Raw genomic sequence first — 25,692 nt, forward strand, 5'->3', positions numbered from 1 at the left:
GATCCGCACCTCAACCCTTCGACGATGGCGCGGCGACCGCACCGGCTGGCATGCCCGAACCACCATATTGCGGATGAGGTCCGGTCACGCTTTCCAGGATCGATCCCGGCAGGGCCTTCGGCGTTTCGAACAGACCCACCAATGGCATCACGATGAGGAAGTGGGCGAAGTAGTACGCCGTGCAAATCCGCGACGCGAGGACGTAGCCACCCTCCGGCGGCTTGGCGCCGAGCCAGCCCAGCACCACGCAGACGACCACGAACAGCCAGAAGAACTGGCGGTAGATCGGCCGATAATTCGCCGAGCGGACTCGCGACGTGTCGAGCCACGGTGCGAAGGCGAGAATGATCACGGCGCTGAACATCAGGATGACGCCGCCGAGCTTGTCGGGGACTGCGCGAAGGATCGCGTAGAATGGCAGGAAGTACCATTCCGGTACAATGTGGGCCGGTGTCACCGAGGCATTGGCGGGGATGTAGTTGTCGGCGTGACCGAGGTAGTTCGGCTGGTAGAAGATCCAGTAGGCGAAGAAGACGAAGAACACGACCGAGGCGAAGACGTCCTTGATCGTCGCGTAGGGCGTGAACGGCACCGCGTCCTTGCCGGTCTTGATCGGGATGCCGGTCGGGTTGTTCTGCCCGGTCACGTGCAGCGCCCAGACGTGCAGCACGACGACGCCGAGGATCATGAACGGCAACAGATAGTGAAGTGAGAAGAAGCGGTTGATCGTCGGATTGCCGACGGAATAGCCGCCCCAGAGCAGGCTCTGGATCGTATCGCCCACGATGGGGATCGCAGCGAGGATGTTGGTGATGACGGTCGCGCCCCAGAAGCTCATCTGGCCCCAGGGAAGGGTGTAGCCGAGGAAGGCCGTGGCCATCATCAGGAGGTAGATGATGACGCCGAGGATGTAGAGCACCTCGCGCGGGGCCTTGTACGAGCCGTAATACAGCGCGCGGAAAATGTGGATGTAGACGGCGACGAAGAACATCGAGGCGCCGTTGGCGTGCATGTAGCGTAGCAGCCAGCCGTAATTCACGTCGCGCATGATGTGCTCGACGGAATTGAACGCGTTGCCCGCCGAGGGGTCGTAATGCATCGCCAGCCAGATGCCGGTGACGATCTGCGACACCAGCATCGCCATGAGGATGGCGCCGAAGGTCCAGAAATAGTTCAGGTTTCGCGGGACCGGAAAGGCGATGAAGGACGAATGGACCAGCCCGACGATGGGCAGCCGCGATTCGAACCACTTGGCGATCCGACTCTTGGGGACGTAGGTGGCGTGACCGCTCATGAGGCTACCCGCTTCAAAGTCTGTTTCGCTGCATCCGTCGCGTGTCGTGGCGCGCCGGACGTCCTCCCTCGCCGCCCTCGGGCGACGTCCTCACGTCAGGCGACGGCCTTGCCGCCCTCCTCGCCGATCCGGATCTTCGTGTCCGTAAGAAAGGCGTAGGGCGGGATCGGAAGGTTCGTCGGAGCCGGTCCGCGACGTACGCGACCGGACGTATCGTAGAGCGAACCGTGGCACGGGCAGGACCAGCCTTCGTACTGACCCTGGTGACCGATCGGGACGCAGCCGAGATGGGTGCAGTTGCCGTAGACCACGAGCCACTTGGCGTGGCCTTCCTTGACGCGCGCGGAATCGGCCTGGGGATCCATGAGCTCGCTGAGCTTCACGGCCTCGGCCTCCTTGACCTCCGTCTCGGAACGGCTCCGGATGAAGATCAGCTTGCCGCGCCAGAACACGTTGACGATCTGGCCTTCTTGGATCGGCGTCAGGTCGACCTCGAGGGGGGCGCCTGCCGCGATCACCTCGGCGTCGGGCGCCATCGATGCCACGAAGGGCCATGCCAGCGCGCCCGCACCCACGGCGAGGCCAGAACCGGTCGCCAGGAACAGGAAGTCGCGGCGGGAACCGTCGGGACCTGATGTGGGAGGGGTGTTCGCCAAGATGGACACTCCGGTCAGGATGGCGCCGGGTCGGGCCGCCCGCAGATCGAGGACGCGCCGCTTCCGTTCGCCGACAATTAGAGGCGCTCGAAAGAAGCACGCAGCGCAGACGCAGACACGATTGCACAGTGACGTGCAATGCGACCGGGCGTCACCCGAGCGAGCCTTCGGAGGCAGGGTTCTCTGGCACGCCAGATGCGAACCTGTCCAGAGTAGGCCCGTGACGGGTCACGGGATTCGTCACGGGCATAGCGCGACGCGCCCGCTGAGCGAAAGCCAGCGCCTCACCAGCAGGATGGCGACCACCGCCAATCCGGCACAGAAGCCCATCCAGATCCCCACGCCGCCGAAGCCGAGCCCCCATGCAGCTAGGATGCCCGCAGGGATGCCGATCACCCAATATCCGAAGAGGGCGATCCCCATCGGCACGCGTGTGTCCTGCATGCCCCGCAGCGCGCCGAGCGCCACCGATTGGACACCGTCGGCCATGGCGAAGAGCGCGGCGAAGCCGATGAAGCTGATGGCGTACGGGATCACTGCGGCATTCCCCGGCGCGTCGAGATCGAGGAACAGGCCGATCAGCGGCCGCGGCAGCGTCACCTGGACGAGGGCGCAGGCGCTCATGAAGCCGAAGCCGAGCAGAATCGCGATGGCGCCCGCTCGGCACATGGAAATGCGATCCTCGGCGCCGAAGGCGCGCCCCACCCTCACCGTGGCGGCCTGCCCGATCCCGTTGGGGACCATGAAGCAGATCGCGGCGATCTGGATCGTCACGGCATGGGCCGCCAGGGGAGCGGTGCCGAACAGGCCCATGCCGAGAACTGCGGCCTCGAACAGGCTCGCCTCGGCCAGACCCGTCGCGGCCATGGGCAGGCCGAGGCGGAAGGTGGTCGCGAGCCGCCCGGCATTGGGTCGCCAGACTCCGAGGAAGAGCCGCCGCTGGCGAAGGCCCGGCGCCATCATCATCACGCCGACGAGGGCGGCGAGGGACAGGAACGCGGCGAACGTCGTAGCGAGTCCGACACCGACCAAGCCGAGACCAAGCAGTCCCGGTCCCTCGAAGGCGAGCCAGATCGCCAGCCCGACATTCACCGGTAGAGCCGCGAGACTGATAGCGAGGGGCCAGCCGGGCCGCTCCAGGGCGGAAAGGCTGGCGCGCAACGCCATGAAGGCGAGTGCAGGCCACATCGACCATTGCAGGGCCCGCATGTAGAGCCCGGCATCCTCAGCGAGCTTCGGTTGCTGACCCATGGCCAGAAGCATGTGCTCGGTGTGCCAGAGGGCCAGCATGACGGGGACGATCGCGATGGTGACGGCCCAGAGCCCGGCCCCGACGATTCGGCGCACATCGTGATCGGCGGAATCGCCACGACCGACGGCACCTGCGATCAGAGGCGAGACGACCGAGGCGAGGCCGATCCCACAGATGAACAGGATGAAGTAGAGGCTCGTCGCGAGCGCGCCGGCCGCGAGCGGCTCAGCACCGAGCCGTCCGAGCAGGACCACGTCGGCGGTGACGAGGCCGTGCTGAGCGAGGTTCGTCACGATCAGGGGCGCCGCGAGAACCAGCGTCGCTCGTAACTCGGTCGTCCAGGGGCCACGCGACGAGGGCCGCCGCGTCTCTCTCGGCCCGGCGGTCGCGTCCAGGACGATCATTCCGCGGCGTCCTCGTAGTGTGCGGGCACGGCATCGCCGAGGAAGCCGCCCGACTGGCGCTCCCACAGGCGCGCGTAGAGACCTCCCGTGCGGATCAGCTCCGCATGGGTCCCCTCCTCCACGATCCGGCCGGCGTCGATGACGATGAGCCTGTCGAGGGCCGCGATGGTGGAGAGCCGATGAGCGATGGCCAGCACGGACTTGCCCTGCATGAGCGTGTCGAGGCTGTCCTGGATCGCCGCCTCGACCTGACTGTCGAGGGCCGATGTCGCCTCGTCGAGGATCAGGATCGGCGCGTTCTTCAGGATGACGCGGGCGATGGCGATGCGCTGGCGCTGGCCGCCGGAAAGTTTCACACCGCGCTCCCCGACCTGGGCGTCGTAGCCGGTGCGGCCCTTGTGATCGACGAGGCCCGCGATGAACGTGTCCGCCTCCGCCAAGCGGGCGGCATCTTCGATCTGGGCCAGGGTGGCGTCCGGCCTGCCATAGGCGATGTTGTCGCGGATCGAGCGATGCAGAAGCGAAGTGTCCTGCGTGACCATGGCGATGGCTCCGCGCAGCGATTCCTGCGTAACGCCGGCGATGTCCTGTCCGTCGATGAGAATCCGGCCGCTCTGGATGTCGTGCAGCCGGAGGAGCAGCGCAGTGAGCGTCGTCTTGCCTGCGCCGCTGACGCCGACGAGGCCGACCTTTTCTCCGGGACGGATGTGAAGGCTGAAATCCTCGATCACGGCGGGGGTGCCTTCGCCGTAGCGGAAGCCGACCCGATCGAAGCGGATATCGCCGCCACCGACCGCCAGGGTCCGAGCGTCGGGCCGGTCGACGATGCCGTGCGGCCGCGAGATGGTCTGCATGCTCTCTTGGATCACGCCGACATTCTCGAAGATGCCGCGCACCGTCTGCATCACCCAGCCGGACATCGCCATCAAGCGCAGGACGAGCGCGAGGCCCGCCGCCGCCTCGCCGGTGGTCATGGCGCCGCGCTGCCACAGGATGACGCAGGCAGCGGCGGTCGCGACGATGAGCCCGCTGTTGAGTACGCCGAGCAGCGTCGTCGTCGTGGTCACGAGGCGGAACTGGTGCAGATGCGCCGTGGTGTGGACATCGATGGCGTCGCGCACGGCGGCGCGCTCCTCGCGGTCGCGAGCGAAAAGCTTGACGGTGAGAATGTTGGTGTAGCTATCGACGATGCGACCGATGAGGAAGGAGCGCGTGTCGGCGGTAACGAGGGAGCGGAACCTGGCACGGGGAACGAACCACCAAGTGAGCGCAGCATAGGCCGCTACCCACATGACCACCGGTAGTGCGAGCCAAAGTGAGATCGAGCCGAACAAGCCCACGGCCGTGACCGCATAGATCGCCACGTAGAGCAGCGTATCGATGAAGACGACGGCGAGTTCGCGCACTGCCGGGCCGACCTGCACGACGCGATTGGCGAGCCGCCCGGCGAAATCCGCCTGGAAATACGAGAGGGAATGGCCGAGCGTGTAGAGGTGAGTGCGCCAGCGGACCTGATTGGTCGCCTGCGGGACAAGGAGCTGATTCGACATCACCTCGTGCAGCCAGATCGTGAACGGGCGCACCACGAGGAGCAGTCCCGCCGCGAGGCCAATCTCGAATCCGTGATCCTGCAGAACCGTTGCCCGATCGGCCTTGTTCAGGAGATCGATGAACCAGCCCATCAGCAGGTAGAGCGAAGCCTCCACCGTGCCGGCAGCCACCGCCACGACGAAGAGCAGTGCGAGCGCACCGCGCATCGGCTTCAGGTAGAAGGCGGCAAAGCCCGTGACGGATTTGGGCGGCATACGCCCGTCTTCGAAGGGCGCGAACGGATCGATGCGGCGCTCGAGCCAATCGAGAAACATGGTCTGGTCCGGTGTTGGAGGTCAGCTTCAGGTAGTCGGCCTTGACGGGCTGCCAACCGCGAGGCGATGCCGCAGACGCAATGCAGCTGCCCCGTCCGATTCTCCGCCTCGCCCTCTACCAGCCCGATATTCCCCAGAATACGGGGACGATCCTGCGGATGGCGGCCTGCCTCGATGTCGCCGTCGATATCATCGAGCCGGCCGGGTTCGATGTGTCGGACCGGCACCTGCGCCGATCGGGGCTCGACTACCTGGACCATGTGGCGATCACGAGGCATCGTTCCTGGGCCGCATTCTCTCAATGGCGTGCCGAAACCGGGACGAGGCTCGTCCTCGCCACCACCGCTGGCGCCCTGCCCTACACCACCTTCGCCTTCGCCCCTGGCGATTGCATCCTGCTCGGGCGCGAATCGGCCGGAGTTCCCGCATCCGTGCACGAGGCAGCGGATGCCAGGATCGTCATTCCCATCCGCGAGGGAATGCGCTCGCTGAACATCGCCGTGGCGGCCGCGATGATCCTCGGTGAGGCCCTCCGTCAGACGAGGTGATTCCGTGCCATTCGGCACCCTCGCGGCGGCTGGAGCGTAACAGACGTGTTTGGCGAGGCGAAACCTGCTGCGGATGTGGTCTCGATCCGACGCGCATCCTCGTCTCACCTCAAGGAGCCATCGCCATGATCAAGTCAGCCCTCGCAGCCATCGCTTTTTTCGCCGCCGTTGGAGGCGCCGCCGCCCAGACCGCGACGCCCATGCCGTGGTCCGATCAATATACCCTGTCGGCTTTCGAGACGGTGCCGGCCAATGTCGCCACCGCCACCGACACCCAGACGGGCAAATCGTTCAACGTCGTCAAGCTGGCGAACGGGAAGATGATGGTTCTGATGTCGCTCGATCGGGTCAAGGCGCTGACGCCCTTCGCCGACGATTCGGAGATGATGTTCAGCGGCCACGGCGGGACCACTCGGTAGGGCTTTCCGACGCGACATCGCCTGTCGCAGAACAAATTTTGAACGATGTGTAATTCAACACTTGAACGCTGTGTAAATTCAAGCGATGCCTTCGGTGTGGACAGCGTTCAAACACCGGAGGCCAATGATGCTCAACTTGTTTCGACTCCTCGCCCGCGGGGCCGCTGCCAAGGCCGAGGAAGAGTTGATCGATCGAAACGCCCTGCTCATCCTCGATCAGCAGATCAGGGAGACGCGGACCTCGCTGGAGCGCAGCCGCCTGGCGCTCGCGGCCGCGATCGCCGGCGATAAGGCCGAGGAGCGGCGCCTCGCCGCCGTCGAGACTCGCGCGGCCGACCTCGAAGAGCGCGCTCTAGCGGCTCTGGCAGCCGGACGCGAAGATCTCGCCGTCGAGGCTGCTGACGCCATCGCCGAACTCGAAGCCGAGCGCGATGCGATCCGCGAGGCGCGCCTGCGCTTTGCCCGTGAGGTCGTCCGTATCCGCTCCGTCGTCGCCGACGCGACACGCCGTCAGAACGAACTGGAGCGCGGCCGCCGCATCGCCGCGGCGGCCGAGGCGGCAAGACGACTCGGCGTCCATGCCGGCCCGAGCGAGCGGGCGACGTTGAAGGAGGCGGAGGCGACCTTGACCCGTCTTCGGGCGCTTCAGGCCGAGGCTGCCGATACCGAGGCGGCTCTGGCCGAGATCGAGCCCGGCCTCTCGATCGCCGAACGTCTGGAGCGCGAGGGCTTCGGTCCGAGCACGCGCCCGAGCGGTGGCGCGGTGCTCGACCGCCTGCGTCGCAAGTCCGAAACCGCCGCCGCCTGAAGCCTTCGACCCCATCCCGTAGCCGCATGACGGCTTTCGGGATGGGGAAGAAAATTCCTTCGCTCTCTCTCTCGATCTCATTACTCGTTCAAAGGACGACGACCATGACCAACGAGACCACGCAGCATTCCGGCGCCTGGGTCACTTTCACCTACGCATCCTTCATCGGATCGGCGGCGATGGTGGGCCTCGGCATCCTGTTCATGCCCATGGACATCTGGATCAAGGGCTACCTCGCCATGGGCACGATCATGCTGGTCCAGTCCTGCATCACCGCCACCAAGACCATCCGCGACGTTCACGAAGGCCGCCGTATGGTCAACCGGATCGAGGACGCGAAGACCGAGCGTCTTCTGATGTCGGTGGGCAAAGATTGAAGCGGTCTCGATTGACGATGGCGGGGAGGGATGGGACATCCCTCCCATGACGATGTCCGACACGACTCCGCCGCCGCCGCCTGCCGCCGAACTCGCCGCCCTCAAGGACGAGGTGACGACATGGTTCGCGACCCTGCGAGACAGGATCGTGGCGGAACTCGAAGCGATTGAGGCGGAGACCGAAGGGCCGTTCCATCCCGATGCCCCGGCCGAGGCCGGGCGGTTCGTGAAGACGCCCTGGCAGCGCACCGACCATTCCGGCACGCCCGGTGGCGGCGGCACCATGGCGATGCTGCACGGCCGGGTCTTCGAGAAGGCGGGCGTTCACGTCTCCCAGGTCTTCGGTGAGTTCGCGCCGGAATTCCGGGCCCAGATGCCGGGAGCAGCGGAAGACCCGCGCTTCTACGCCACCGGCATCTCTCTCATCGTCCATCCCTGGAACCCGAACGTGCCGACGGTGCACATGAACACGCGTTTCGTCTCGACGACGAAGACGTGGTTCGGCGGCGGGGCCGACCTCACCCCCGTCCTCGACCGGCGCCGGACGCAAGATGATCCCGATACGCTCCGCTTCCACGCGGCCATGAAGGCGGCCTGCGACGCCCATGCGCCGGCTGCGGATTACGATCGCTACAAGGCATGGTGCGAGGAATACTTCTTCCTCAAGCATCGCAACGAGCCGCGCGGCATCGGCGGCATCTTCTACGATTATCACTGGACCGGCGATCCGAAGGCCGATCTCGCCTTCACCAGGGATGTCGGCCTCGCCTTCCTCGACGCCTATCCGGCCATCGTGCGCGCGAATCTCTCGACGCCGTGGACCGAGGCCGACCGGCTGGAGCAACAGGTCCGGCGCGGGCGCTATGTGGAGTTCAACCTGCTCTACGACCGCGGCACCATCTTCGGCCTGAAGACCGGCGGCAATGTCGCCTCGATCCTGTCCTCGCTGCCGCCCACCGTGCGCTGGCCGTGAGCGATGACCTTCCGACCCGGTTCGCGCCGCAACAGGACGCGGCTCTGAAAGCCATTGCCGAGTGGCGCAAGGCAGGCGGGCCTCAAGTGTTCCGCCTGTTCGGCTACGCCGGCACGGGCAAGACCACTCTCGCGCGCCGCATCGCCGACGATGTCGAGGGCAACGTGGTCTTCGGCGCCTTCACCGGAAAGGCGGCCTCCGTGATGAGGTCGAAGGGCTGCCATGACGCCGCGACGATCCACAGCCTGATCTACCGCACCAAGGAGACCGAGGAGGGAGGACCCGCCTTCACCCTCAACCGAGCCGGACCGGTGGCGAAGGCCGAACTGGTCATCATCGACGAGTGCTCGATGGTCGATTCGGATCTCGGCAACGACCTTCTCTCATTCGACAAGCCGGTCCTCGTCCTCGGCGACCCCGCCCAGCTGCCGCCGGTTCGGGGCGGCGGCTTTTTCACCGAGGCCGAGCCTGACGTGATGCTCACCGAGGTCCACCGCCAGGCTGCCGACGATCCGATCGTGCGCATGGCGATGACCGTGCGCGAGGGCGGCCGTCTCAGTATCGGCGAGTATGGCAAGAGCCGCGTGGTCTCGCGCCGCTCCCTCGATCCGTCCAGCGTGCTCGAATGCGACCAGGTCCTGGTCGGAATGAACAAGACGCGGCGGCTCTACAACAATCGCCTCCGGGAACTCGCCGGGCACACGGACCCGATGCCGGCGGTGGGCGAGAAGCTGGTCTGCCTGCGCAACGACCGCACCAAGGGACTGCTCAACGGCTCGACCTGGACGGTCCACGCCCTCCGCGCCGCACCCCGCGCCGATACGATCCGCCTCGACGTGGTTCCGGAGGACGATCCGGCCCTGCGCCGGCGACCCACGGACATCAAGGTCCTGCGTGCGGTGATGTCGGGCTCGGAAGAGGAGATCCCGGCCTTCCTGAAGCGCGAGACCGACGAATTCACTTACGGCTACGCGCTGACCGTCCACAAGGCGCAAGGCTCGCAATGGGACAACGTCGTCCTCTTCGACGAATCCTTCGCGTTTCGCGAGCATCGGGCGCGCTGGCTCTATACGGGTCTCACCCGTGCAGCCCGCGCGATCACGGTGGTGATGTAGCGGGACTTACCCTCCTCGCCGCGCTCCGCAAGATGGATCACGAGCGAAGCGGGGACCGGATATGGCTTCGAGCGCACGCTGCTGCGGCTCGATCCACGACACCGCCGAGGGCGAACCGACACACAGTGCCCCCCTGCCGCATCCAGGTCGCAGAGGCATCCGCGTGGCTTTCCCACTTCGAAACGCTGCCGACCTTTCGGCGCTTTCCCGAATAGCTGGGTGCTTGGAGCGGGCACGGCAAGCGACTACGTGACATCCTTCAGAATCAGACCGAGTCAGTCTTGTCCCATCCCGAAGCCGACGGTCCGCCTCGCATGCATGCCACGACGATCCTCATGGTCCGCAAGGGCGGACGGGTGGTGATCGGCGGCGACGGGCAGGTCAGCCTCGGCCAGACCATCGTCAAGGGCAATGCCAGGAAAGTGCGCCGCCTCGCCAAGGGCTCCGTCATTGGAGGCTTCGCCGGCGCCACGGCCGATGCCTTCACCCTGTTCGAGCGGCTCGAGGCCAAGCTCGAACAATATCCCGGGCAGCTCACCCGCGCCTGTGTCGAACTCACCAAGGATTGGCGCACCGATCGCTACCTGCGGCGCCTCGAGGCGATGATGCTCGTGGCGGACAAGGACGTCAGCCTTCTTCTCTCCGGAGCCGGCGACGTCCTCGAGCCGGAAGGCGGCGTCATGGCGATCGGATCGGGCGGCAATTACGCGCTGGCTGCGGCCCGCGCCCTGGAAGACGGGGAGCATGATGCAGAAGCGATCGTTCGCCGCGCACTCGGCATCGCGGCGGAAATCTGTGTCTACACAAACGGCAACCTCGTCATCGAGCAACTCGATACGGCTGAATAGCAACATCGGCATCTTAATGCCGATTTTTGTGTCTTGTTAACGCAAACTTGCAGATCGATGCCTATCACTTCTCGCCGAAACGGCGGGAATTGGGTCGGCGACAATGCGTATCAGGGCGAAAATCCTTAGCTTCGTGGGCCTTTGTTCGCTGGTGACGCTCGTCGTCGCGGCGATCAGCATCCTATCGCTTCAGACATTCAATGGCGCGTTGAGCGACGCCAAGCTCGCGTCGCAACGCGCCCTCGACGCCAGCAACCTGAATCGAATCGTGACCAGTGTGGTGGTCGAGGCGCGCGGCATCTACGCAGCCAAGGATACGCAGGACGCGGTGAAATACGCGACCCGCCTCGGCAAGAACCTCGAGGCGATGAATGCGCTCCTCGCCGCTTGGGCTCCGAGGGTGCCAGCGAACGAACGCCCGTTATTCGACAAGGTCGTCGGCGAAGCGGCAGCCTTCACGACCCTGCGTACCGAAACCGCTCGTCTCGGCACAGAGGTTTCGCCGAGAGCGGCGGCTGATCAGGGTTTCAACGAGGTCAACCGCGCCAATCGCCAGGCCTTTCAGGACAGTATCGAGCGGCTCGTCGCCAGCAGCACGGCCGAGGTCGAGGCGATCGATCGCTGGACCGACGAACTCTACGCGCAGCGCCTCAACCTGCTCCTGGCCCTCGCCGTGGGCGGAACGCTCGGATGCCTGCTGATCGGTGGCTATGTGGGAACGCGAGAGATCGCAAAGCCGCTATCCAGCGTGTCCCAGGCGATCCGTCGCCTCTCCGAGGGCGACCTCACCTTGCCGAAGATGAAGGCGCGGCGCGACGAGATCGGCGAGATCTGGACGAGCATGCAGGTCTTCTCGGCAACGATGAAGGAAGCGGCCGAAATGCGCGTGACACAGGAGCAGGCGGCCGGGTCCGCGAGCCGGCGCCGCCATGCCGAAATGAGCACGCTGGCGGACCGTTTTCAGGGAAGCGTCGGAAGTCTCGTCGATACCCTGTCGGGTTCGGCCGCCGAAATGGAGCTCACCGCCCGATCCATGGCCGCCACCGCCGACCAGACCAACCGGCAATCGACCGCGGTGATGAATGCGGCCAATGAGACGGCCATGAACGTCCAGGCCGTCGCGGCCGCGACGGAGGAACTCGCGGCGACGGCCAACGAGATCGGCTCGCAGGTGGCTCAGACATCGGCCGCTGCGGCCGGTGCCGTGGAGAGTGCCCATCGGACGTCGGAGCGTGTGCGGGTCCTCGCCGATAGTGCCGCGCGTATCGGCGACGTGGTGGCACTCATCTCCAGCATCGCGAGCCAGACCAATCTGCTCGCGCTGAACGCGACGATCGAGGCTGCCCGCGCCGGTGATGCGGGCCGCGGCTTCGCCGTCGTCGCCGCCGAAGTGAAGGGTCTCGCGGCCCAGACCGCTAAGGCGACCGACGAGATCACGGCGCAGATCGCGATGATCCAGGATGCGACCCGCGCCACGGTCGACGCGATCGAGGAGATCGGATCGACCATCGGGAGCGTCCATACGATCGCGATGGGCGTCGCCGCAGCCGTGGAGCAACAGCAGGTCGCGACCCAGGAAATCGCCCGCAGCGTCAGCGATGCGGCACGTGGCACGCAGGCCGTCACCGAGACCATCGCCGACGTGCAGAGTGCCGCCGTCCAGACCGGTGCCGGCGCCTCACAGGTTCTGGCTGCGGCCGAACAGCTGACGCGCCAGTCGACCAGCCTCGGTCACGAGGTCGAAGGCTTCGTCGGCGGCATTCGCGCCGCCTGAACGTTTGTGAAGAGGATCAAGCGAGGAGAAGGATCTGGAAAGGGAAGCCGCCGACGCTTAGATCGGAGGCGTGCATGACCGGCTTCACCTTCGTACCTGTCTGACCATGATCGCCGCTGGCTCACCGCTCCAGGTCGAACCGGCGGCGATCCGCATGGGGCAGCAGTGCCCGCGAGCGCGGTACCCTGTCCGTCGCCACGGTCTCGGGCCGGCTGGCATCGTTCCCGCACGGACCGGATCAGCGCCCTCCCCTCCTCCCGGGCAGCGCAGCTGCCGCATCCGACCGGAGCGTGATGACAACCTTCTCCCCCCGCGAAATCGTTTCCGAACTCGACCGGTTCATCGTCGGCCAGCACGATGCCAAGCGCGCGGTTGCCATCGCTCTGCGCAACCGCTGGCGCCGCCAGCAACTGGTCGGACCCTTGCGCGAAGAGGTGGCGCCTAAGAATATTCTGATGATCGGTCCGACGGGCTGCGGAAAGACCGAGATCGCCCGCCGCCTCGCCAAGCTCGCCGGTGCTCCGTTCCTCAAGATCGAGGCGACCAAGTTCACCGAGGTCGGCTATGTCGGCCGCGACGTGGAGCAGATCATCCGCGATCTCGTGGAAGTGGGCATCGGGCTGAAGCGCGAGGAGAAGCGCCGCTCGGTCCAGGCGAAAGCGGAGGCAGCGGCCGAATCGCGCATCCTCGACGCTCTCGTCGGGCCGACATCCGGCCAGGCAACCCGCGAGAGTTTCCGCAAGAAGCTGAGGAACAGCGAGCTCGCCGACAAGGAGGTCGAGATCGAATTGTCGGGCAGCTCGTCCGGCGGCCTGCCGATGTTCGAGATTCCAGGCATGCCAGGTGCTTCCATGGGCGCGGTCAACCTCGGCGACATGCTCGGTAAGGCGCTCGGCGGCCAGAAGGGCAAGCCGAAGCGGATGACTGTGCGGGAGGCCTACGCGCCCCTGCTCGCGGAGGAATCCGACAAGCTCGTCGACACCGAATCGCTTACCCAGGAGGCGATCCGCGAGGTCGAGAACAACGGTATCGTGTTCCTCGACGAGATCGACAAGATCTGCGCCAAGGAGGGACGCTCGTCGGCCGATGTCTCGCGGGAGGGTGTCCAGCGCGATCTCCTGCCGCTCATCGAGGGAACCACGGTGGCGACGAAGCACGGTCCGGTGAAGACCGACCACGTGCTGTTCATCGCGAGCGGCGCCTTCCACGTCTCGAAACCGTCCGATCTTCTACCGGAACTGCAGGGCCGCCTCCCCATCCGCGTGGAGCTGCAACCGCTCACCGTCGAGGATTTCAAGCAGATCCTCACCACTACAGAGGCGAGCCTGCTGAAGCAGACGGTGGCTTTGATGGCGACCAAGGGGGTGACTCTCGATTTCACCGACGATGCCGTTGATGCGCTGGCTCGTGTGGCCGTCGACGTGAACAACTCGGTGGAGAATATCGGCGCACGCCGACTCCAGACGGTGCTGGAGCGGGTGATCGACGAGATCTCCTTCACCGCAACCGACCGGTCGGGTGAGACGGTACCGATCGACGCGGCCTATGTCCGCGAGAGGGTCGAGAGCCTCGCGGCGAATGCCGATCTCAGTCGGTTCATCCTGTAGCGGGAGCGGCTGCGCGAACTCGCCGATCTCGACGTTTCGGATCGCATCAGCCCGTCGAGCCGATGCTCAGGCCGACCAGACTTGGCCCGGCCGCAGCGGGACGAAGCGCGCCGGGTCGATTCCCTCCGCCTCGCAAGCGGCCAGAAGTGCCTCCGCCGGCTGCTCGATCCCCTCGTCGGTGAGGCGGAACGTGCCCCAATGGTGGCCGAGCATCTGGTCGGCCCCGAGCAGTTTGGCGGCGATGACGGCATCGGCCGGATTCATGTGCTGGGCCTTCATGAACCAGCGCGGCTCGTAGGCCCCGATCGGCAGCGTCGCGAGGCGCGGTGGTCCGAAACGGTCGCGGGCCTGCCGGAATATCCCGCCATCGCCGAGACCGGTATCGCCGGAATGGTAGTGGATACCGGACGGGCTCGTGAGGACGTAGGAACACCAGAGCGCCATACGCTTGTCGTTCAATCCCCGCGCCGACCAATGATTGGCCGGCGTCATGTGCACGACCAACCCGCCGCCGAGATCGATCGACTGTCCCCAGTCGCGCGTCTCCACATGCATCGTGTCGTCGAAGGACCGCAGGATGGTGTCGTTGCCGAGGGGGGCCACGATCAAAGGCTGATGCGCCTGCCAGAGTCGCGACACCGTCGGGCCGTCGAGATGGTCGTAGTGGTTGTGGGTGATCAGTACGACGTCGATGGGCGGCAGATCGTCGAAGGCGATGCCGGGTGGATTCACCCGCTTCGGACCGGCCATCGAGAACGGGCTGGCTCGGGGGGCAAAGACCGGATCGACCAGGATGTTGCGGCGGGCGACTTGGAACAGGTAGCTCGCATGGCCGATGAACGAGATCCGCATCCCGTCCACGCGCTCGGGCGGAGTGTCGGTGAAGGGACTGGGGAACGAAGCCGGCCACGGGATGCCGGACTTTTCCCGCTTCCAGCGCAGCATGTCGCCCAGTGCCTTGTCCGGCGGCTGATCGACACCGTGGAACTGGAGCCCGTCGAAATTCTCGGTGACGGGACCAGTGTAATACGGGTTTCGGCTCTTGCTGCGCCGGTGAGCGGCGTAGCCGACACCACCGAGCGTCATGACCGTGACCGCAGAGAGGGTTGCGAGAAGGCTTTGCCGTTTCATCTTTCCGAGATGGCGGTGGCTGCCGCGCAATCAAGACTGCGGCCTTCAGGCCGAAGCGGCCTTCCCCATCACGGTCACGAGTTCATCGGCCAGGGCGCGGATCTTTTGATGAGCTGCCGCCTCGATCTCCTCGCGAGACTTGTTCTCCGTCGGAATGACGACGACGCCGGTGATCCGTCCGTAGGCGCCGATGAGCGTGAAGTTGAACCGGCCCATGCGACTGCGGCGGACGAAGTAATGCGGCTGCGGCAACGGTCTCGCTCCTTTCAGGCTGAAAAGAGACGGTACGAAGCCGTTGCGGGAAAAGTTTCGGGCGGTTGTCTGTCAGGAGCGCCAGCGCAGTTCCTGTTGAACCAGCGGGTTGCGGAAGGTCCTGGCCTCGCGGGCGGCCTGCAAAGCCTCGCGCTTGAGACGGAAATACCATTGCGACGGCAGATCACTCTGGCCGAACAGCACCATGGTCGGTTTGCGGTCGAGACCGGCCTGGGCGTGCTGGAGCACTTGCTGGTCCTGCGTCAGGAATTGCCGCATCAGCGGCCGCGCCAAGGGCTTCAGCAGGTTGAGGACCGGCATGTTCCAGTAGAGAGCGTTGGTGAGCATGGTCCGGTTGTGCGTGAGCGGCGTCGCGAAAGTGTAGTTCGCGACCCGCTTCGCCCCGGCCTCGATCCGCTCGAGCCGCACGCCGGGCAACCGGAACTCGATCTCGACCTCGGGCACGCCGCCGAGCAGCTTGTAGACCGGAGAACTCGTCGTGGTGGAATGGCTCGACATGGTGAATCCGTGCGGCGTCGGCGTGAAGGTCTTCACCTTCTCGCGCAGCTCCTTCGAGGGACGGAACCACCAGGAATCATGGACGAAAGCCACGTGTCCGGGATCGACGAGGCTCAAGGTGGTGAGATCGAACGAGGCCTCCACCACGAGCTCGACCACGAGCGATCCGGCCGCCTCGAATCCGAGGGCGGGCAGAACCGGCACGTCGCCACTCGCGCCGCCGAGATATGGATTGACCCAGACGAAGCCGGCGCTCTCCCGGATGGGAAAGCGCTGGACCACGATCCGGGAAAAGTCGGCGGCATCCGCCGACGACAGCGTCGGCACATCGCGGCAGCGACCGTCGGTGCCGAAGCGCCAGCCGTGGAATGGGCAGGTCACGGCCTCGCCGTCGAAGCGACCTTTCGACAGGGCCATGCCACGGTGCGGACAGCGGTCCCGCATGGCGAAGAGAGTGCCGGCCTTGTCGCGGCCGAGGACGATCTGCTCGCCATTGAGCTCCACCGCGCGAAGGCTGCCGGCCTTCAGCGTGTCAGAGCGGCCGACGCAATAGAACGCATCCGGCAGCGGCTGGCGCATGGCGTCGGGGTCGAGGGCCGCCTCGTCGGTCGCAGCATTGCGGGCCGTATCGGCCTTGGCCTGGATCGGCGGAGATGAGAGCATGACGGGCTGCGATTGTCCTGAAACTGAGCTTCTCGCGAACGATCTCCCTCGGTCGGCTCGTCGACCGTTGCCGGCCGGCTACCGAGATGGTGACGCATGGCCGCCCTCCCGACGGAAAACGCACCGTCATACGCTTCGGCGATGATGGTGGCCATAAGGGGCAGATCGACCGGGCGTCGAGATCACATGAGGTCAGCGTCGGGCCAAGGGCCACGACCCTCGTCTGTCTCCCTGCTGCCTCGCAATCCATGCATCCGGCGGTTTGTCGAAACGCCGGGTCGGATGCGGGCGTCGATCCATTTCAAGCCTCGGCCTTCGGCGCCGCGCTTCGCAACATTGACGCGGCATTCTCGATCCACGCGATGATCTGCTTCTTATGATCGAGAATGGGCTTCTCGATGAAGGTCCACGACAGCCAGGCGCAGGCGAGAGACAATGGGAGGGCAATCGCGAAATAGGCCGGGAAGGTCAGTCGATCGCCGAAGATATCGTAGGACAGTTTGATGATGGGAAAGTGGAAAAGGAACACGCCGTAGGACAGGTCGCCGAACGGGATCCTGCGCGGGTTGGTAACACCGAGCCACACCGTGATGTAGGCAATGGGAAAGGCGGCGAGATAGGACGTCTCGCGATAGGTCAGCAGCCCAGCGGCGAAGAACAGGCTCGCGGCGAAGAGACGGCCATCATGCGGGATGCGGTCCCGGTAGAGATAGAGGAGCACGCCGGCGAGGAACGAGAAGATCAGGACGCGTCCCCCGAGCTGCGCATAGGGGCTCTGGTCTCCGGCTCCGACGGAGAAGATCGTGAGTCCGAGGACGACGAGGATGAGAGCACCGCCGAACAGAGCTCGCCTGCGCGTCACTCCCAGCAAGGCCAGGCAGATCAGGGCGAGGTAGCATTCGAGCTCGGTCGGTATGGTCCAGAGCTGCGCGTTCAGCATCTGCCCTCCGATCACGCCGGGCAGCGTATAGTGAATATATCCGATAATGTTCAAGAAGTAAGAATAAAGCTCTGGTGATGCGAAGTAGACCGACAGCGGCAGAACTGTGAAGAGCGGTCCCAGAACCAGAGCCACCAGGAAGGTTTCGAAAGCAAGAGCCGGGACGATACGCAGGATCCGGAGCAGAGCGAATTGGTGCAGGCGTGTCCGGCCAAGGCTGCCGGCCACGAGAAATCCCGACAGGGCGAAGAACATCGGGAGGATGGCGGCGGGAAGCGCCCGGGCGGGCCCGGCCCAGAATATCCTGACCGATTCCTCGAAATTCGCGACGGAGTAGGAGTGCCAGAGCAGAACGGAGAGCGACAGACCGATACGCAGGTAATCGAAACCCGACGTATTGCCGGATGCGCTTACCATTTTCCCGTTGATGGATGGCATCTACCAAGTTTCCGTAGCGAGCGGCGAGGCGGATCTCACGACGCACTGTTCGTCGAGGTCAGATCTTCACTGTAGCTCGACGGGTAGAAGCCGTGCGATATTCGAAGTGTTAGCCTTAATGGCTTCGTCCGCCGCATATGGGCGGCGATCCGGCTCGCCTCGCCCGCGCGAGATCCTGTCATTCTGCCGGGATCTCGGTCGTTCATCGCTCGACGATGGCGACCATGAGAGCGTCGAGAGGCAGCCGCGGCGCGCCGCCGCGCCCCCGCTAGAGGGGTTTCCAAGCGGCCGATCCCTGCCTAACTTAGCATTCTCGCAACGAACGAAAGGAGGTGATCCAGTGTCTCATTGCCTAAATCAGCCGCTTACCTCGGCTTACCGGACCTGGACTTTCGCCTCCGGCGCGCACGGCTAGCGCGTCAGGCATCCCCTGATCGGGTCCGGCCGAACGGACAAGCGGTTCGGCAATGGAAGGGCCGCCCTCATGGGGCGGCCCTTCGGCTTTTCGTCTTTCGAAAAATCAGCGTTTCAGCGCTTCTGAAACAGCGGCTGGGCGAGAGCTTCGGCTCGAGCCATCCAGAGGTCGCGGTCGGAGCAAGCCTGGGCCAGTTCTTCGGCGTCCCGCTCGGAGCGCGAGCGGGCGTCGTCGAGCTCTTCGATGAACAGGGTCTGGAGTTCTGCGAGGCGGTCCCGCTCGGCGCGTACTTCGTGGAGCTCCACCATTTCCTTTTCCACGTGGGAGCGCAGGCGGCGGAGTTCCTGGGCGAGAAGGCCTTGAAGCTGATCGTAGCGGTCGATCTCGATCTTGAGCTTGGCCTTCAGCATCAGGTTTTCGGCCATCAGTTCCGAGACGTCGTTATCCTCGGAGTGCTCGGTGCGCGCCGGTGATACGACGCGTGGCGACCAGGACGGAGCCTGCGCCTCGGCCTTGTCCGACGGGGCGGCTTTTTCGAACGGGGCCACCTTCTCGGAAGCCGACCGTTGCGGCTCCGCATGCCGGGGGGCCACCGACGGCGCATCCTGGGGTGTGGTCGCCGCCTTCATGGCTGCCAGCCAATCTCGCAGCGGTCCGGGCGCCGGACGGCCACCTGAATCCTGTGCCTGATAGTGGCGGGCTGGTTCCGACATCGGTCGCGTCCTCATGTGCAGGAGCATTCGATCAAACCATGCTTAACGAAGGGTAAACGTTAAGGAACTTTCGCTGTCCCATTTCCAGGGTCTGCAACGCGACCGCATCGAAGCCCTGGATTGTGAATGGTCCTGGTCGTGCTCGGCGCTGGAAAGCGTTATCGAGGCCGTGCCGTTGCGATGACGCCGACGGCCCAATCGCCGTAAGATCTCTTCGGACAGACACGATCATGCATATCGAAGCGCCCAGCCTTTCGGGACAGCCCGGAATCCGGCACGCCTTCTTCACCCGTCGAGGTGGCGTCTCCGATGGCCTCTATGCAAGTCTCAATGGCGGGCTCGGTTCACAAGACGATGCTGCGCATGTCGCCGAGAATCGGCGCCGAATGGCCGAGCACCTCGGTGTCGCACCGAGCCATCTCGTGAGCCTGTACCAGGTCCATTCGGCAGAGGTCGTTGTCATCGATGGCCCCGTCGCTCTGGCAGATCGGCCACGTGCCGACGCCATGGTGACGCGTGTTCCGGGCATCGCCTTGGGCATCGCCACGGCCGATTGTGGCCCGATCCTTTTCGCCGATCCCATCGCCCGCGTGATCGGGGCCGCCCATGCCGGATGGAAGGGTGCGTTGTCCGGTGTGGTGGCGAGCACGGTCGAGGCGATGGAGCGGCTCGGTTCGACACGAAAGGACATCGTCGCTGTGCTGGGGCCGACGATTTCGCAGAGCGCTTACGAGGTCGGCAACGACTTTCGGGATCGTTTCGCGGCCGAGGTGCCAGGGTCGGACATCTACTTCGCTGAAGGCGACCGTGAGGGACACGCACAATTCGACCTGCCCGCTTTCATTGCGCGACGTTTGCGGGAGGCCGGCATCGAGGCGGCTTCGTGCCTCGATCTATGCACCTACGCTGATCCCGGACGCTTCTACAGCTTCCGGCGTACGACCCATCATAAGGAAGCCGATTACGGTCGGCTTATCTCCGCCATCGCTCTTGCGTTTTGAAAGGGATATAGCCGCGCACAAGGGATGCGGCAATCTGCCACTATCGAACAGAGGAGGAAAGCGTGGCCGCAGTTGAACCTTAGCCGTTCTGCCGGGTTCTTCGCCTGCGTAGCCTTCACCGAGGCGGTCGCTGCCACAAAGGGGCCGTGTTCGACACACGCGGCGTGGTTGCGATGCAACAGCTTCCTAACGGATGCTGAGATATAGACGGGGAACTGCGCTGAACCGAACCCAAAAGGGCGGCGGCGCTAACGAGTAGAGGACCAGACAATGAAATCCTTCCTGCGGGCCACCACCGCTCTCGCCGGCGTCGTCATCGCCGGTTCCGCTTTCGCCGCCGACCTTCCCCGTCGCGCTGCCCCGCCGGTCTTCGTTCCGGTGCCGGTCTTCACGTGGACGGGCGCCTACTTCGGTATCAACGCCGGTTACGCCTTCAACACCGGCAGCGAGGGTACCCGCTCCTTCGTCGTTCCCGGCGCCTTCACGAATTCCGGCGTCGCCCAGACCGCCACGTTCAGCAAGAACGACCAGAACGGCTTCACCGGCGGCGCGCAGATCGGCTACAACTACCAGTTCACCCCGGGTTCGGGCGTGGTGGTCGGTGTCGAAGCCGATGCGCAGTACCTCGATTTCGGCGCCAAGCGTCGTGACTCGGGCATCCTCGCCGCTCCGGGCCTCGTGATCAACGATCCGCGCGGTCTCTCCAGCCTCGACTACTTCGGCACCGTCCGCGGCCGTCTCGGCTACGCCTTCGACCGCACCCTCGTGTACGGCACCGGCGGTTTCGCCTACGGCGCCGGCAGCGCCGAGCGTGATTTCGGCGGCTTCCGCGGCAACGACGACTTCCGCACCGGCTACGCCGTCGGCGGTGGTATCGAATATGCTCTCCCGACCGACTCGTTCTTCAACTTCTTCAAGTCGTCGGCTGTGACGCTGAAGGTCGAAGGCCTGTACGTGAACCTGGATCGCGGCAACCGCAGCACGGGCGCCCTGGTCGTCAACACCGCGACCGGCGACGTCGTTCGCTCGGTCAGCACCGGTCGCCGCGACGACGAGTTCGCCGTCGTCCGCGCCGGCCTGAACTACAAGTTCGGCACCTACTAGGATCGTCCATGATCGCCGCGCGGTCCCTCGAGGATCGCGCGGCATCGGGATCGTCCAAAACGAAAAGCCCGGCCGCAAGGCCGGGCTTTTTTGTTGTGCCGCAAAGCCTTGTCTCATTCAGGCCGGAAGGCTGTCCAAAAATTCATGCGGACCACCGGTCCCCGAGTGCATCCGCAACAGCGAAGTTTGCGTTGCCCCCCTGACAAAGCCTGATGCGCCACCCCATTTCGAAGGCGCCGGAGCGGCATTGGCCCGCAGGCTTCTTTCAGGAGGACGACCCCATGAACAGCGAAGAACGCGAGGTCATCGGCGGCATTTTCCAGCGTCTGGAGCAGGCCTCGAGCCAGCCCCGCGACGCCGATGCCGAACGCTTCATTGCGGAGAAGCTGCGCGCACAGCCCTACGCACCCTACGCGATGGCACAGCTGATCTATGTTCAGGAAGAGGCGATCAAAAGCCTCAACGAACAGTTGGAACAGGCGCGTCAGGCCGCTCAGCAACCTCAGGGGGGCGGCGGTGGGTTCCTGTCGAGCATTTTCGGCGGTGGTTCGCGCCAGCAGGAGCCGCAGCGTCCGCCCGGCCAGCCTTGGGGCAACCAGGGTGGCCCGCAACAGGGCTATGGTCAGCAACAAGGCTACGGCCAACAGCCGGGCTATGGGCAGCAGCCGGGTTATGGCGGCCCGCAGCAGGGTGGTCCCTGGGCCGGTCAGCAGGCGGCCCCCGCCCGGGGCGGTGGCTTCATGGCGACGGCACTTCCCATGGCTGCAGGTGCGGCGGGTGGAATGCTGCTCGGTAGCGCATTGTCGAATGCGTTCGCAGGCGGCCATTCGGCCCTTGGCAGCGCAGCGGCGGCCGGTCTTCCCAGCGCTGGTGCTGCATCGGGTAACGAAGATCTCGGTTCCGCACTCGGCGGCGGCAACGACTTCCAAGACGCGTCGTTCGATAGCGACCCGGCCGGTGACTTCGGTGGCGATCTCGGCGGTGGCGGGGACGACGACTGGGTGTGAGGTCGTCGACCGCGCTAAAACAGCGCGTGATGTCCCGATGACGAAGAGATCAGGCCCGGCGCGTGGTTCCACGCGCCGGGCCTTTCCCGTGTAAGGCTGCGGGAACCTACAGGACCTCGACCTTCGTCCCCACCGGGGTGCGTTCATAGAGATCGATCACGTCCTCGTTCATCATCCGGATACAGCCGGACGAAACCGATTGACCGATCGTATGCGGCTCGTTGGTGCCATGGATGCGGTAGAGCGACGAGCCGAGGTAGAGGGCCCTTGCGCCGAGGGGATTGGCCGGCCCACCGGCCATGTGCCGCGGCAAGTCGGGGCGCCGCTGGAGCATCTCCGCCGGTGGCGTCCAATCCGGCCATTCACGCTTCTGGCTGATGGTTTTCATTCCCGACCAGACGAAACCAGGCCGTCCGACACCGATGCCGTAGCGGATCGCCTGACCGCCGGGCTGGACGAGGTAGAGATATTTCGTCTGTGTATCGATCACGATGGAGCCCGGCTTTTGCCGGCCATCGAAAGCGACGACCTGACGCTCATAGCGCGGATCGGGCGTGCGCTCGATCGCTGCGGTCTGCATCTCAGGCCCCGGCTGTGACGGTAGTGCCGCAAGCCGAGTCCGCACCGGCGCGGCGTAAGGATCGACATCCAGCACACGATCGCCGGAAGAGAGCGGACGCGGGATCGGCTGACCACCATAGCCGTAGGATGCGGGGTGACGCGGCAACACGCCGTCATCCGCGAGACCGGGCCGCGAGGGGCGTGGCGGCGTGCCGTTTCCTGTCACCAGAAATTCGATGAATCCGCCGCCATATCGGCCGGGAACCGTCTGGGCCTGCGCGGCTCCTCCTGTCGCAGTTGCCGCCAGACAAGCGATAGCGACGCACAACTCCATACGCTTCAACACGCGACACTCCCGACCGTGACGATACCGATCGGAAGCTGGCCGTGGACACCGAGCATCGCGTGAAAAAACGTGGTGAATCGTTCAGTTTGCCTCGTCTCGAATGTCCCGTTGCAAGAACAGCATGAATCGCCGGTAAAAAACTTGCCCGCACTTCGGGGTGTTGAAGAAATGGCAACCACTTTGGCGGATGGTGGTTCGAGGCCTCCTGTGTCGGAAATCGCATCGCTTCCCAAGGCGACGACGATGGAGGCACGCGCCTCTCGTCATACTGCCCAGTCACTCCTGCCGGCTGATCATCCCCGATGAACATGAAGCGCTACCGCATCGAAGACAGCCTCGGTTTGGCAAGCGTGCGGCCGGTCGCAGAGGCTCCGCTCGGAAGCCAGCGGTCCGCCAGCGATGAAGTGAAACTCGACGAAATTCTCTCTGCCATTCAGGATCTTCGTCGCGTTACCCAGACGAGCACTGTGGAAACCGTCGAGGCGTGCCGCAAGGAGCTCAACGAGGCGTTCACCATGCGCTCCGAGCTCGACGTGATGAAGAACGCGATCACTCGCACCAAGCAGGAGATCGCAACGCTCTACCACTCGGAGAATACCGGGAAGGGGATGAAGCGGGTCGCCGGCGAACTCGATGCGGTGGTGGAATCCACCGAACGGGCAACAAGCTCGATCCTCGGAGCCCTCGAAGAGATCGAGACCAATGCCGGTGCGCTGCGCGCCATGCGGGTCGCTGCAGGCCGCGACAATATCGATACGATCCTCGAGCGTGTGGTCGTAGCCTACGAAGCCTGCAACTTCCAGGACCTGACCGGCCAGCGTATCAGCAAGATCGTCGGTGTGCTGAAGTTCATCGAAGAGCATCTGGACCGCATGATCGAGGCTTGGGGCGGCCTGGATTCGTTCAGCGAGATCCTGGGCGTGCTACCGCAGGCTCCCAGTATCGACGACGAAAGCTCGCTCCTCAACGGACCGAAGCTCGACAGCGATCCGGGCCATGTCGACCAGGGCGATATCGACGCGCTGTTCGATTGAGATCGCATCCACCGGATCGCGTGGGGCCTGAATGGGTCCAGCCACGAATCCGACGACATCAGTCAGGACGTATGCTGCGACCTGGCGGGCAAGCTCGCAGCTTCAAGGGCGAGGCGAGCTTCACCACTTGGCCATACGGTATCGTCGTCAACGCCTGCCGTGATCATCACCGGCGATGAGCCGCACTGTCTCGCTTGAAGGGTCTCGCGGTTCTCGTCGGTCTGGCGGCTCCCCCAGACGGGCGTGATCTGTTCCATCGCTGCTGGCTTGCAAGCGAACTCTCCCGGCTCGCTCCGCCCTTGCGCGAGACATCGTGCTTTCTGCGCGGGGGCTCGAGGCACCGTGACGACGACGCGAGTTCAACGGACGATTTCCCCGGCCTCGGCCGCGTTCCAGGATTAGCCCCCTTCCGACGCGCGCTATCGCGCCGAGACTTCGGCGTCGAAGGTCAAGCTCGCGCGCAGGACACATAGGCTGGCTCTGTCGGCTGGATTATGCGAGAGGCCCGCCCATGAACATCGACGGCAAATCGTTCCGCACCATCCTCCCGGCCGACGACGGCGCATCCGTCGAGGTCATCGACCAGACACGGCTGCCTTTCGCCTTCGAGTTGAAGCGCCTCGCCAGCCTGGACGATGCAGCGGTCGCCATCCGCACCATGATCGTACGGGGCGCTCCGCTCATCGGTGTCACGGCGGCTTACGGTCTGGCGCTCGGCCTTCGCGAGGAGGCTTCGGATGAGGCGATCGAACGCGCGGTCGAGATGCTCGCCGCGACGCGTCCCACCGCGATCAACCTGCGCTGGGCGCTCGATCGTGTCGCCGCCAAGCTGCGCGAGGTCGAATTCTCGGAGCGTGCCACCTTCGCTTTCGCCGAAGCCGGGCGCATCGCCGAGGAAGACGTGGAGAGCTGCCACGCCATCGGCCGTCACGGCGCCGCGATCCTGGCCGATCTCCACCAGGCCAAGGGGCGACGCATCGACGTGCTGACCCATTGCAATGCCGGCTGGCTCGCCACGGTCGATTGGGGCACTGCGCTCGCGCCGATCTACGTGGCGCACGAGACCGGCATTCCAGTCCATGTCTACGTGGACGAGACCCGGCCGCGGAACCAGGGCGCGGCCCTCACCGCCTTCGAGCTCAACGCCCACGGCGTGCCCCACACCGTTATCGCTGACAATGCCGGCGGCCACCTGATGCAGCATGGCAAGGTCGATGTCTGCATCGTCGGCTCGGACCGGACGACCGCCTCCGGCGATGTGTGCAACAAGATCGGTACCTACCTGAAGGCCCTCGCGGCTTCCGACAACCGCGTGCCGTTCTATGCCGCTCTCCCCTTCTCGACCATCGACTGGACGCTCGACGACGGTGTGGCGCAGATTCCTATCGAGGAGCGCGACGGGCGCGAGGTCTCGCACCTGACCGGACGGCTCGCAGATGGCGGCCTCGCCACAATCGAGGTCGTCTCGCCGGGGAGCCCGGTGGCGAACCCCGCCTTCGACGTGACGCCGGCGCGGCTCGTGACGGGAATCATCACCGAGCGTGGCGTCGCGAGTGCCGATGCCGAAGGGCTGCTGTCGCTGTATCCGGAGCGGCGGGCGGCGGCATAGGATCCCTACTCGGACGCGG

At 65.1% G+C, this 25,692-nt stretch carries 24 protein-coding genes; 14 read left to right on the forward strand and 10 right to left on the reverse strand.

Annotated features, from left to right (window positions below; genetic code table 11):
• Positions 1 to 10 precede the first annotated feature (10 nt).
• From ACFQ4G_RS03550 to ACFQ4G_RS03565, 4 genes are all read right to left on the reverse strand, one after another.
• Entirely contained in the window at positions 11 to 1,294 is a 1,284-nt protein-coding gene (locus tag ACFQ4G_RS03550) for a cytochrome b (RefSeq protein WP_238203451.1), read from the reverse strand.
• 95 nt (positions 1,295 to 1,389) lie between these two features.
• Positions 1,390 to 1,950 (reverse strand): ubiquinol-cytochrome c reductase iron-sulfur subunit, encoded by a 561-nt coding sequence (gene petA, locus ACFQ4G_RS03555; protein ID WP_238203449.1) that lies wholly within the window; start codon positions 1,948 to 1,950, stop codon positions 1,390 to 1,392.
• Between the two features lie 240 nt (positions 1,951 to 2,190).
• A complete protein-coding gene (locus ACFQ4G_RS03560) occupies positions 2,191 to 3,606 on the reverse strand; it encodes an MATE family efflux transporter (protein ID WP_238203442.1) in 1,416 nt (471 codons plus the stop codon).
• Positions 3,603 to 5,471, reverse strand: coding sequence for an ABC transporter ATP-binding protein (locus ACFQ4G_RS03565; RefSeq protein ID WP_238203440.1), 1,869 nt, complete (start codon positions 5,469 to 5,471; stop codon positions 3,603 to 3,605). The genes ACFQ4G_RS03560 and ACFQ4G_RS03565 overlap by 4 nt, the downstream gene beginning before the upstream one ends.
• Before the next feature lie 98 nt (positions 5,472 to 5,569).
• Here ACFQ4G_RS03565 and ACFQ4G_RS03570 point away from each other — a divergent pair, with 98 nt between their 5' ends.
• The 9 genes from ACFQ4G_RS03570 to hslU all read left to right on the forward strand — a co-directional run bounded on the left by ACFQ4G_RS03570 (position 5,570) and on the right by hslU (position 13,940).
• Entirely contained in the window at positions 5,570 to 6,019 is a 450-nt protein-coding gene (locus ACFQ4G_RS03570) for a tRNA (cytidine(34)-2'-O)-methyltransferase (RefSeq protein WP_238203703.1), read from the forward strand.
• A 125-nt stretch (positions 6,020 to 6,144) separates the two neighbouring features.
• Positions 6,145 to 6,438, forward strand: coding sequence for a hypothetical protein (locus tag ACFQ4G_RS03575; protein WP_238203438.1), 294 nt, complete (start codon positions 6,145 to 6,147; stop codon positions 6,436 to 6,438).
• Positions 6,439 to 6,565: 127 nt separating this feature from the next.
• On the forward strand, positions 6,566 to 7,246 hold the full coding sequence (locus ACFQ4G_RS03580; protein WP_238203436.1) for a PspA/IM30 family protein: 681 nt from the start codon (positions 6,566 to 6,568) through the stop codon (positions 7,244 to 7,246).
• A gap of 104 nt (positions 7,247 to 7,350) precedes the next feature.
• Complete coding sequence (locus ACFQ4G_RS03585; protein ID WP_238203435.1) at positions 7,351 to 7,623, forward strand: YiaA/YiaB family inner membrane protein; 273 nt, start codon at positions 7,351 to 7,353, stop codon at positions 7,621 to 7,623.
• A 52-nt stretch (positions 7,624 to 7,675) separates the two neighbouring features.
• Positions 7,676 to 8,596 (forward strand): oxygen-dependent coproporphyrinogen oxidase, encoded by a 921-nt coding sequence (hemF, locus tag ACFQ4G_RS03590; RefSeq protein WP_238203701.1) that lies wholly within the window; start codon positions 7,676 to 7,678, stop codon positions 8,594 to 8,596.
• Complete coding sequence (locus tag ACFQ4G_RS03595; RefSeq protein ID WP_238203433.1) at positions 8,593 to 9,711, forward strand: ATP-dependent DNA helicase; 1,119 nt, start codon at positions 8,593 to 8,595, stop codon at positions 9,709 to 9,711. Before hemF ends, ACFQ4G_RS03595 begins: the two co-directional genes overlap by 4 nt.
• A gap of 314 nt (positions 9,712 to 10,025) precedes the next feature.
• Positions 10,026 to 10,559 (forward strand): ATP-dependent protease subunit HslV, encoded by a 534-nt coding sequence (gene hslV / locus ACFQ4G_RS03600; RefSeq protein WP_238203432.1) that lies wholly within the window; start codon positions 10,026 to 10,028, stop codon positions 10,557 to 10,559.
• Positions 10,560 to 10,662: 103 nt separating this feature from the next.
• Entirely contained in the window at positions 10,663 to 12,333 is a 1,671-nt protein-coding gene (locus ACFQ4G_RS03605) for a methyl-accepting chemotaxis protein (RefSeq protein ID WP_238203430.1), read from the forward strand.
• Between the two features lie 293 nt (positions 12,334 to 12,626).
• Entirely contained in the window at positions 12,627 to 13,940 is a 1,314-nt protein-coding gene (hslU, locus tag ACFQ4G_RS03610; RefSeq protein ID WP_238203428.1) for an ATP-dependent protease ATPase subunit HslU, read from the forward strand.
• Positions 13,941 to 14,006: 66 nt separating this feature from the next.
• Here the strand turns inward: hslU and ACFQ4G_RS03615 are convergent, their stop codons facing one another.
• The 5 genes from ACFQ4G_RS03615 to ACFQ4G_RS03635 all read right to left on the reverse strand — a co-directional run bounded on the left by ACFQ4G_RS03615 (position 14,007) and on the right by ACFQ4G_RS03635 (position 19,011).
• Complete coding sequence (locus tag ACFQ4G_RS03615) at positions 14,007 to 15,071, reverse strand: MBL fold metallo-hydrolase (protein WP_238203426.1); 1,065 nt, start codon at positions 15,069 to 15,071, stop codon at positions 14,007 to 14,009.
• 45 nt (positions 15,072 to 15,116) lie between these two features.
• The gene (locus tag ACFQ4G_RS03620) at positions 15,117 to 15,323 is read right to left on the reverse strand and encodes a hypothetical protein (protein ID WP_238203425.1); all 207 of its coding nucleotides are present in this window, start codon (positions 15,321 to 15,323) and stop codon (positions 15,117 to 15,119) included.
• Between the two features lie 72 nt (positions 15,324 to 15,395).
• Entirely contained in the window at positions 15,396 to 16,505 is a 1,110-nt protein-coding gene (locus ACFQ4G_RS03625) for an aromatic ring-hydroxylating oxygenase subunit alpha (RefSeq protein WP_238203424.1), read from the reverse strand.
• Positions 16,506 to 16,806: 301 nt separating this feature from the next.
• On the reverse strand, positions 16,807 to 17,883 hold the full coding sequence (locus ACFQ4G_RS03630) for an acyltransferase family protein (RefSeq protein ID WP_238203423.1): 1,077 nt from the start codon (positions 17,881 to 17,883) through the stop codon (positions 16,807 to 16,809).
• Between the two features lie 528 nt (positions 17,884 to 18,411).
• Positions 18,412 to 19,011, reverse strand: a complete 600-nt coding sequence (locus ACFQ4G_RS03635; RefSeq protein WP_238203421.1) for a hypothetical protein — start codon at positions 19,009 to 19,011, stop codon at positions 18,412 to 18,414.
• A 230-nt stretch (positions 19,012 to 19,241) separates the two neighbouring features.
• Between ACFQ4G_RS03635 and pgeF the strand changes: the two genes are divergently transcribed.
• The 3 genes from pgeF (at position 19,242) to ACFQ4G_RS03650 (ending at position 22,123) form a co-directional block, all read left to right on the forward strand.
• Positions 19,242 to 20,012, forward strand: a complete 771-nt coding sequence (pgeF, locus tag ACFQ4G_RS03640) for a peptidoglycan editing factor PgeF (RefSeq protein WP_238203419.1) — start codon at positions 19,242 to 19,244, stop codon at positions 20,010 to 20,012.
• A 270-nt stretch (positions 20,013 to 20,282) separates the two neighbouring features.
• A complete protein-coding gene (locus tag ACFQ4G_RS03645; RefSeq protein ID WP_238203418.1) occupies positions 20,283 to 21,116 on the forward strand; it encodes an outer membrane protein in 834 nt (277 codons plus the stop codon).
• 281 nt (positions 21,117 to 21,397) lie between these two features.
• On the forward strand, positions 21,398 to 22,123 hold the full coding sequence (locus ACFQ4G_RS03650) for a DUF2076 domain-containing protein (protein WP_238203417.1): 726 nt from the start codon (positions 21,398 to 21,400) through the stop codon (positions 22,121 to 22,123).
• A gap of 106 nt (positions 22,124 to 22,229) precedes the next feature.
• Here the strand turns inward: ACFQ4G_RS03650 and ACFQ4G_RS03655 are convergent, their stop codons facing one another.
• Positions 22,230 to 23,018, reverse strand: coding sequence for a L,D-transpeptidase (locus ACFQ4G_RS03655; protein ID WP_238203699.1), 789 nt, complete (start codon positions 23,016 to 23,018; stop codon positions 22,230 to 22,232).
• Positions 23,019 to 23,332: 314 nt separating this feature from the next.
• Between ACFQ4G_RS03655 and ACFQ4G_RS03660 the strand changes: the two genes are divergently transcribed.
• A complete protein-coding gene (locus ACFQ4G_RS03660) occupies positions 23,333 to 24,064 on the forward strand; it encodes a chemotaxis protein (protein WP_238203416.1) in 732 nt (243 codons plus the stop codon).
• 511 nt (positions 24,065 to 24,575) lie between these two features.
• The gene (mtnA, locus tag ACFQ4G_RS03665) at positions 24,576 to 25,673 is read left to right on the forward strand and encodes an S-methyl-5-thioribose-1-phosphate isomerase (RefSeq protein ID WP_238203415.1); all 1,098 of its coding nucleotides are present in this window, start codon (positions 24,576 to 24,578) and stop codon (positions 25,671 to 25,673) included.
• The last annotated feature ends 19 nt before the right edge of the window (positions 25,674 to 25,692 follow it).

This window comes from Methylobacterium marchantiae, assembly GCF_042679825.1.
GTDB lineage: Bacteria > Pseudomonadota > Alphaproteobacteria > Rhizobiales > Beijerinckiaceae > Methylobacterium > Methylobacterium marchantiae.

Excerpts from the sequence above, each read along its gene's own strand:
- ACFQ4G_RS03625 (WP_238203424.1), bottom strand. The coding sequence starts at position 16,505 with ATGCTCTCATCTCCGCCGATCCAGGCCAAGGCCGATACGGCCCGCAAT.
- ACFQ4G_RS03660 (WP_238203416.1), top strand. The coding sequence starts at position 23,333 with ATGAACATGAAGCGCTACCGCATCGAAGACAGCCTCGGTTTGGCAAGC.
- ACFQ4G_RS03565 (WP_238203440.1), bottom strand. The coding sequence starts at position 5,471 with ATGTTTCTCGATTGGCTCGAGCGCCGCATCGATCCGTTCGCGCCCTTC.
- ACFQ4G_RS03655 (WP_238203699.1), bottom strand. The coding sequence starts at position 23,018 with ATGGAGTTGTGCGTCGCTATCGCTTGTCTGGCGGCAACTGCGACAGGA.
- ACFQ4G_RS03645 (WP_238203418.1), top strand. The coding sequence starts at position 20,283 with ATGAAATCCTTCCTGCGGGCCACCACCGCTCTCGCCGGCGTCGTCATC.
- ACFQ4G_RS03560 (WP_238203442.1), bottom strand. The coding sequence starts at position 3,606 with ATGATCGTCCTGGACGCGACCGCCGGGCCGAGAGAGACGCGGCGGCCC.
- ACFQ4G_RS03635 (WP_238203421.1), bottom strand. The coding sequence starts at position 19,011 with ATGTCGGAACCAGCCCGCCACTATCAGGCACAGGATTCAGGTGGCCGT.
- ACFQ4G_RS03605 (WP_238203430.1), top strand. The coding sequence starts at position 10,663 with ATGCGTATCAGGGCGAAAATCCTTAGCTTCGTGGGCCTTTGTTCGCTG.
- ACFQ4G_RS03575 (WP_238203438.1), top strand. The coding sequence starts at position 6,145 with ATGATCAAGTCAGCCCTCGCAGCCATCGCTTTTTTCGCCGCCGTTGGA.
- hemF (WP_238203701.1), top strand. The coding sequence starts at position 7,676 with ATGTCCGACACGACTCCGCCGCCGCCGCCTGCCGCCGAACTCGCCGCC.
- ACFQ4G_RS03585 (WP_238203435.1), top strand. The coding sequence starts at position 7,351 with ATGACCAACGAGACCACGCAGCATTCCGGCGCCTGGGTCACTTTCACC.
- ACFQ4G_RS03630 (WP_238203423.1), bottom strand. The coding sequence starts at position 17,883 with ATGCCATCCATCAACGGGAAAATGGTAAGCGCATCCGGCAATACGTCG.
- ACFQ4G_RS03550 (WP_238203451.1), bottom strand. The coding sequence starts at position 1,294 with ATGAGCGGTCACGCCACCTACGTCCCCAAGAGTCGGATCGCCAAGTGG.
- pgeF (WP_238203419.1), top strand. The coding sequence starts at position 19,242 with ATGCATATCGAAGCGCCCAGCCTTTCGGGACAGCCCGGAATCCGGCAC.
- ACFQ4G_RS03580 (WP_238203436.1), top strand. The coding sequence starts at position 6,566 with ATGCTCAACTTGTTTCGACTCCTCGCCCGCGGGGCCGCTGCCAAGGCC.
- hslU (WP_238203428.1), top strand. The coding sequence starts at position 12,627 with ATGACAACCTTCTCCCCCCGCGAAATCGTTTCCGAACTCGACCGGTTC.
- ACFQ4G_RS03650 (WP_238203417.1), top strand. The coding sequence starts at position 21,398 with ATGAACAGCGAAGAACGCGAGGTCATCGGCGGCATTTTCCAGCGTCTG.
- hslV (WP_238203432.1), top strand. The coding sequence starts at position 10,026 with ATGCATGCCACGACGATCCTCATGGTCCGCAAGGGCGGACGGGTGGTG.
- ACFQ4G_RS03615 (WP_238203426.1), bottom strand. The coding sequence starts at position 15,071 with ATGAAACGGCAAAGCCTTCTCGCAACCCTCTCTGCGGTCACGGTCATG.
- mtnA (WP_238203415.1), top strand. The coding sequence starts at position 24,576 with ATGAACATCGACGGCAAATCGTTCCGCACCATCCTCCCGGCCGACGAC.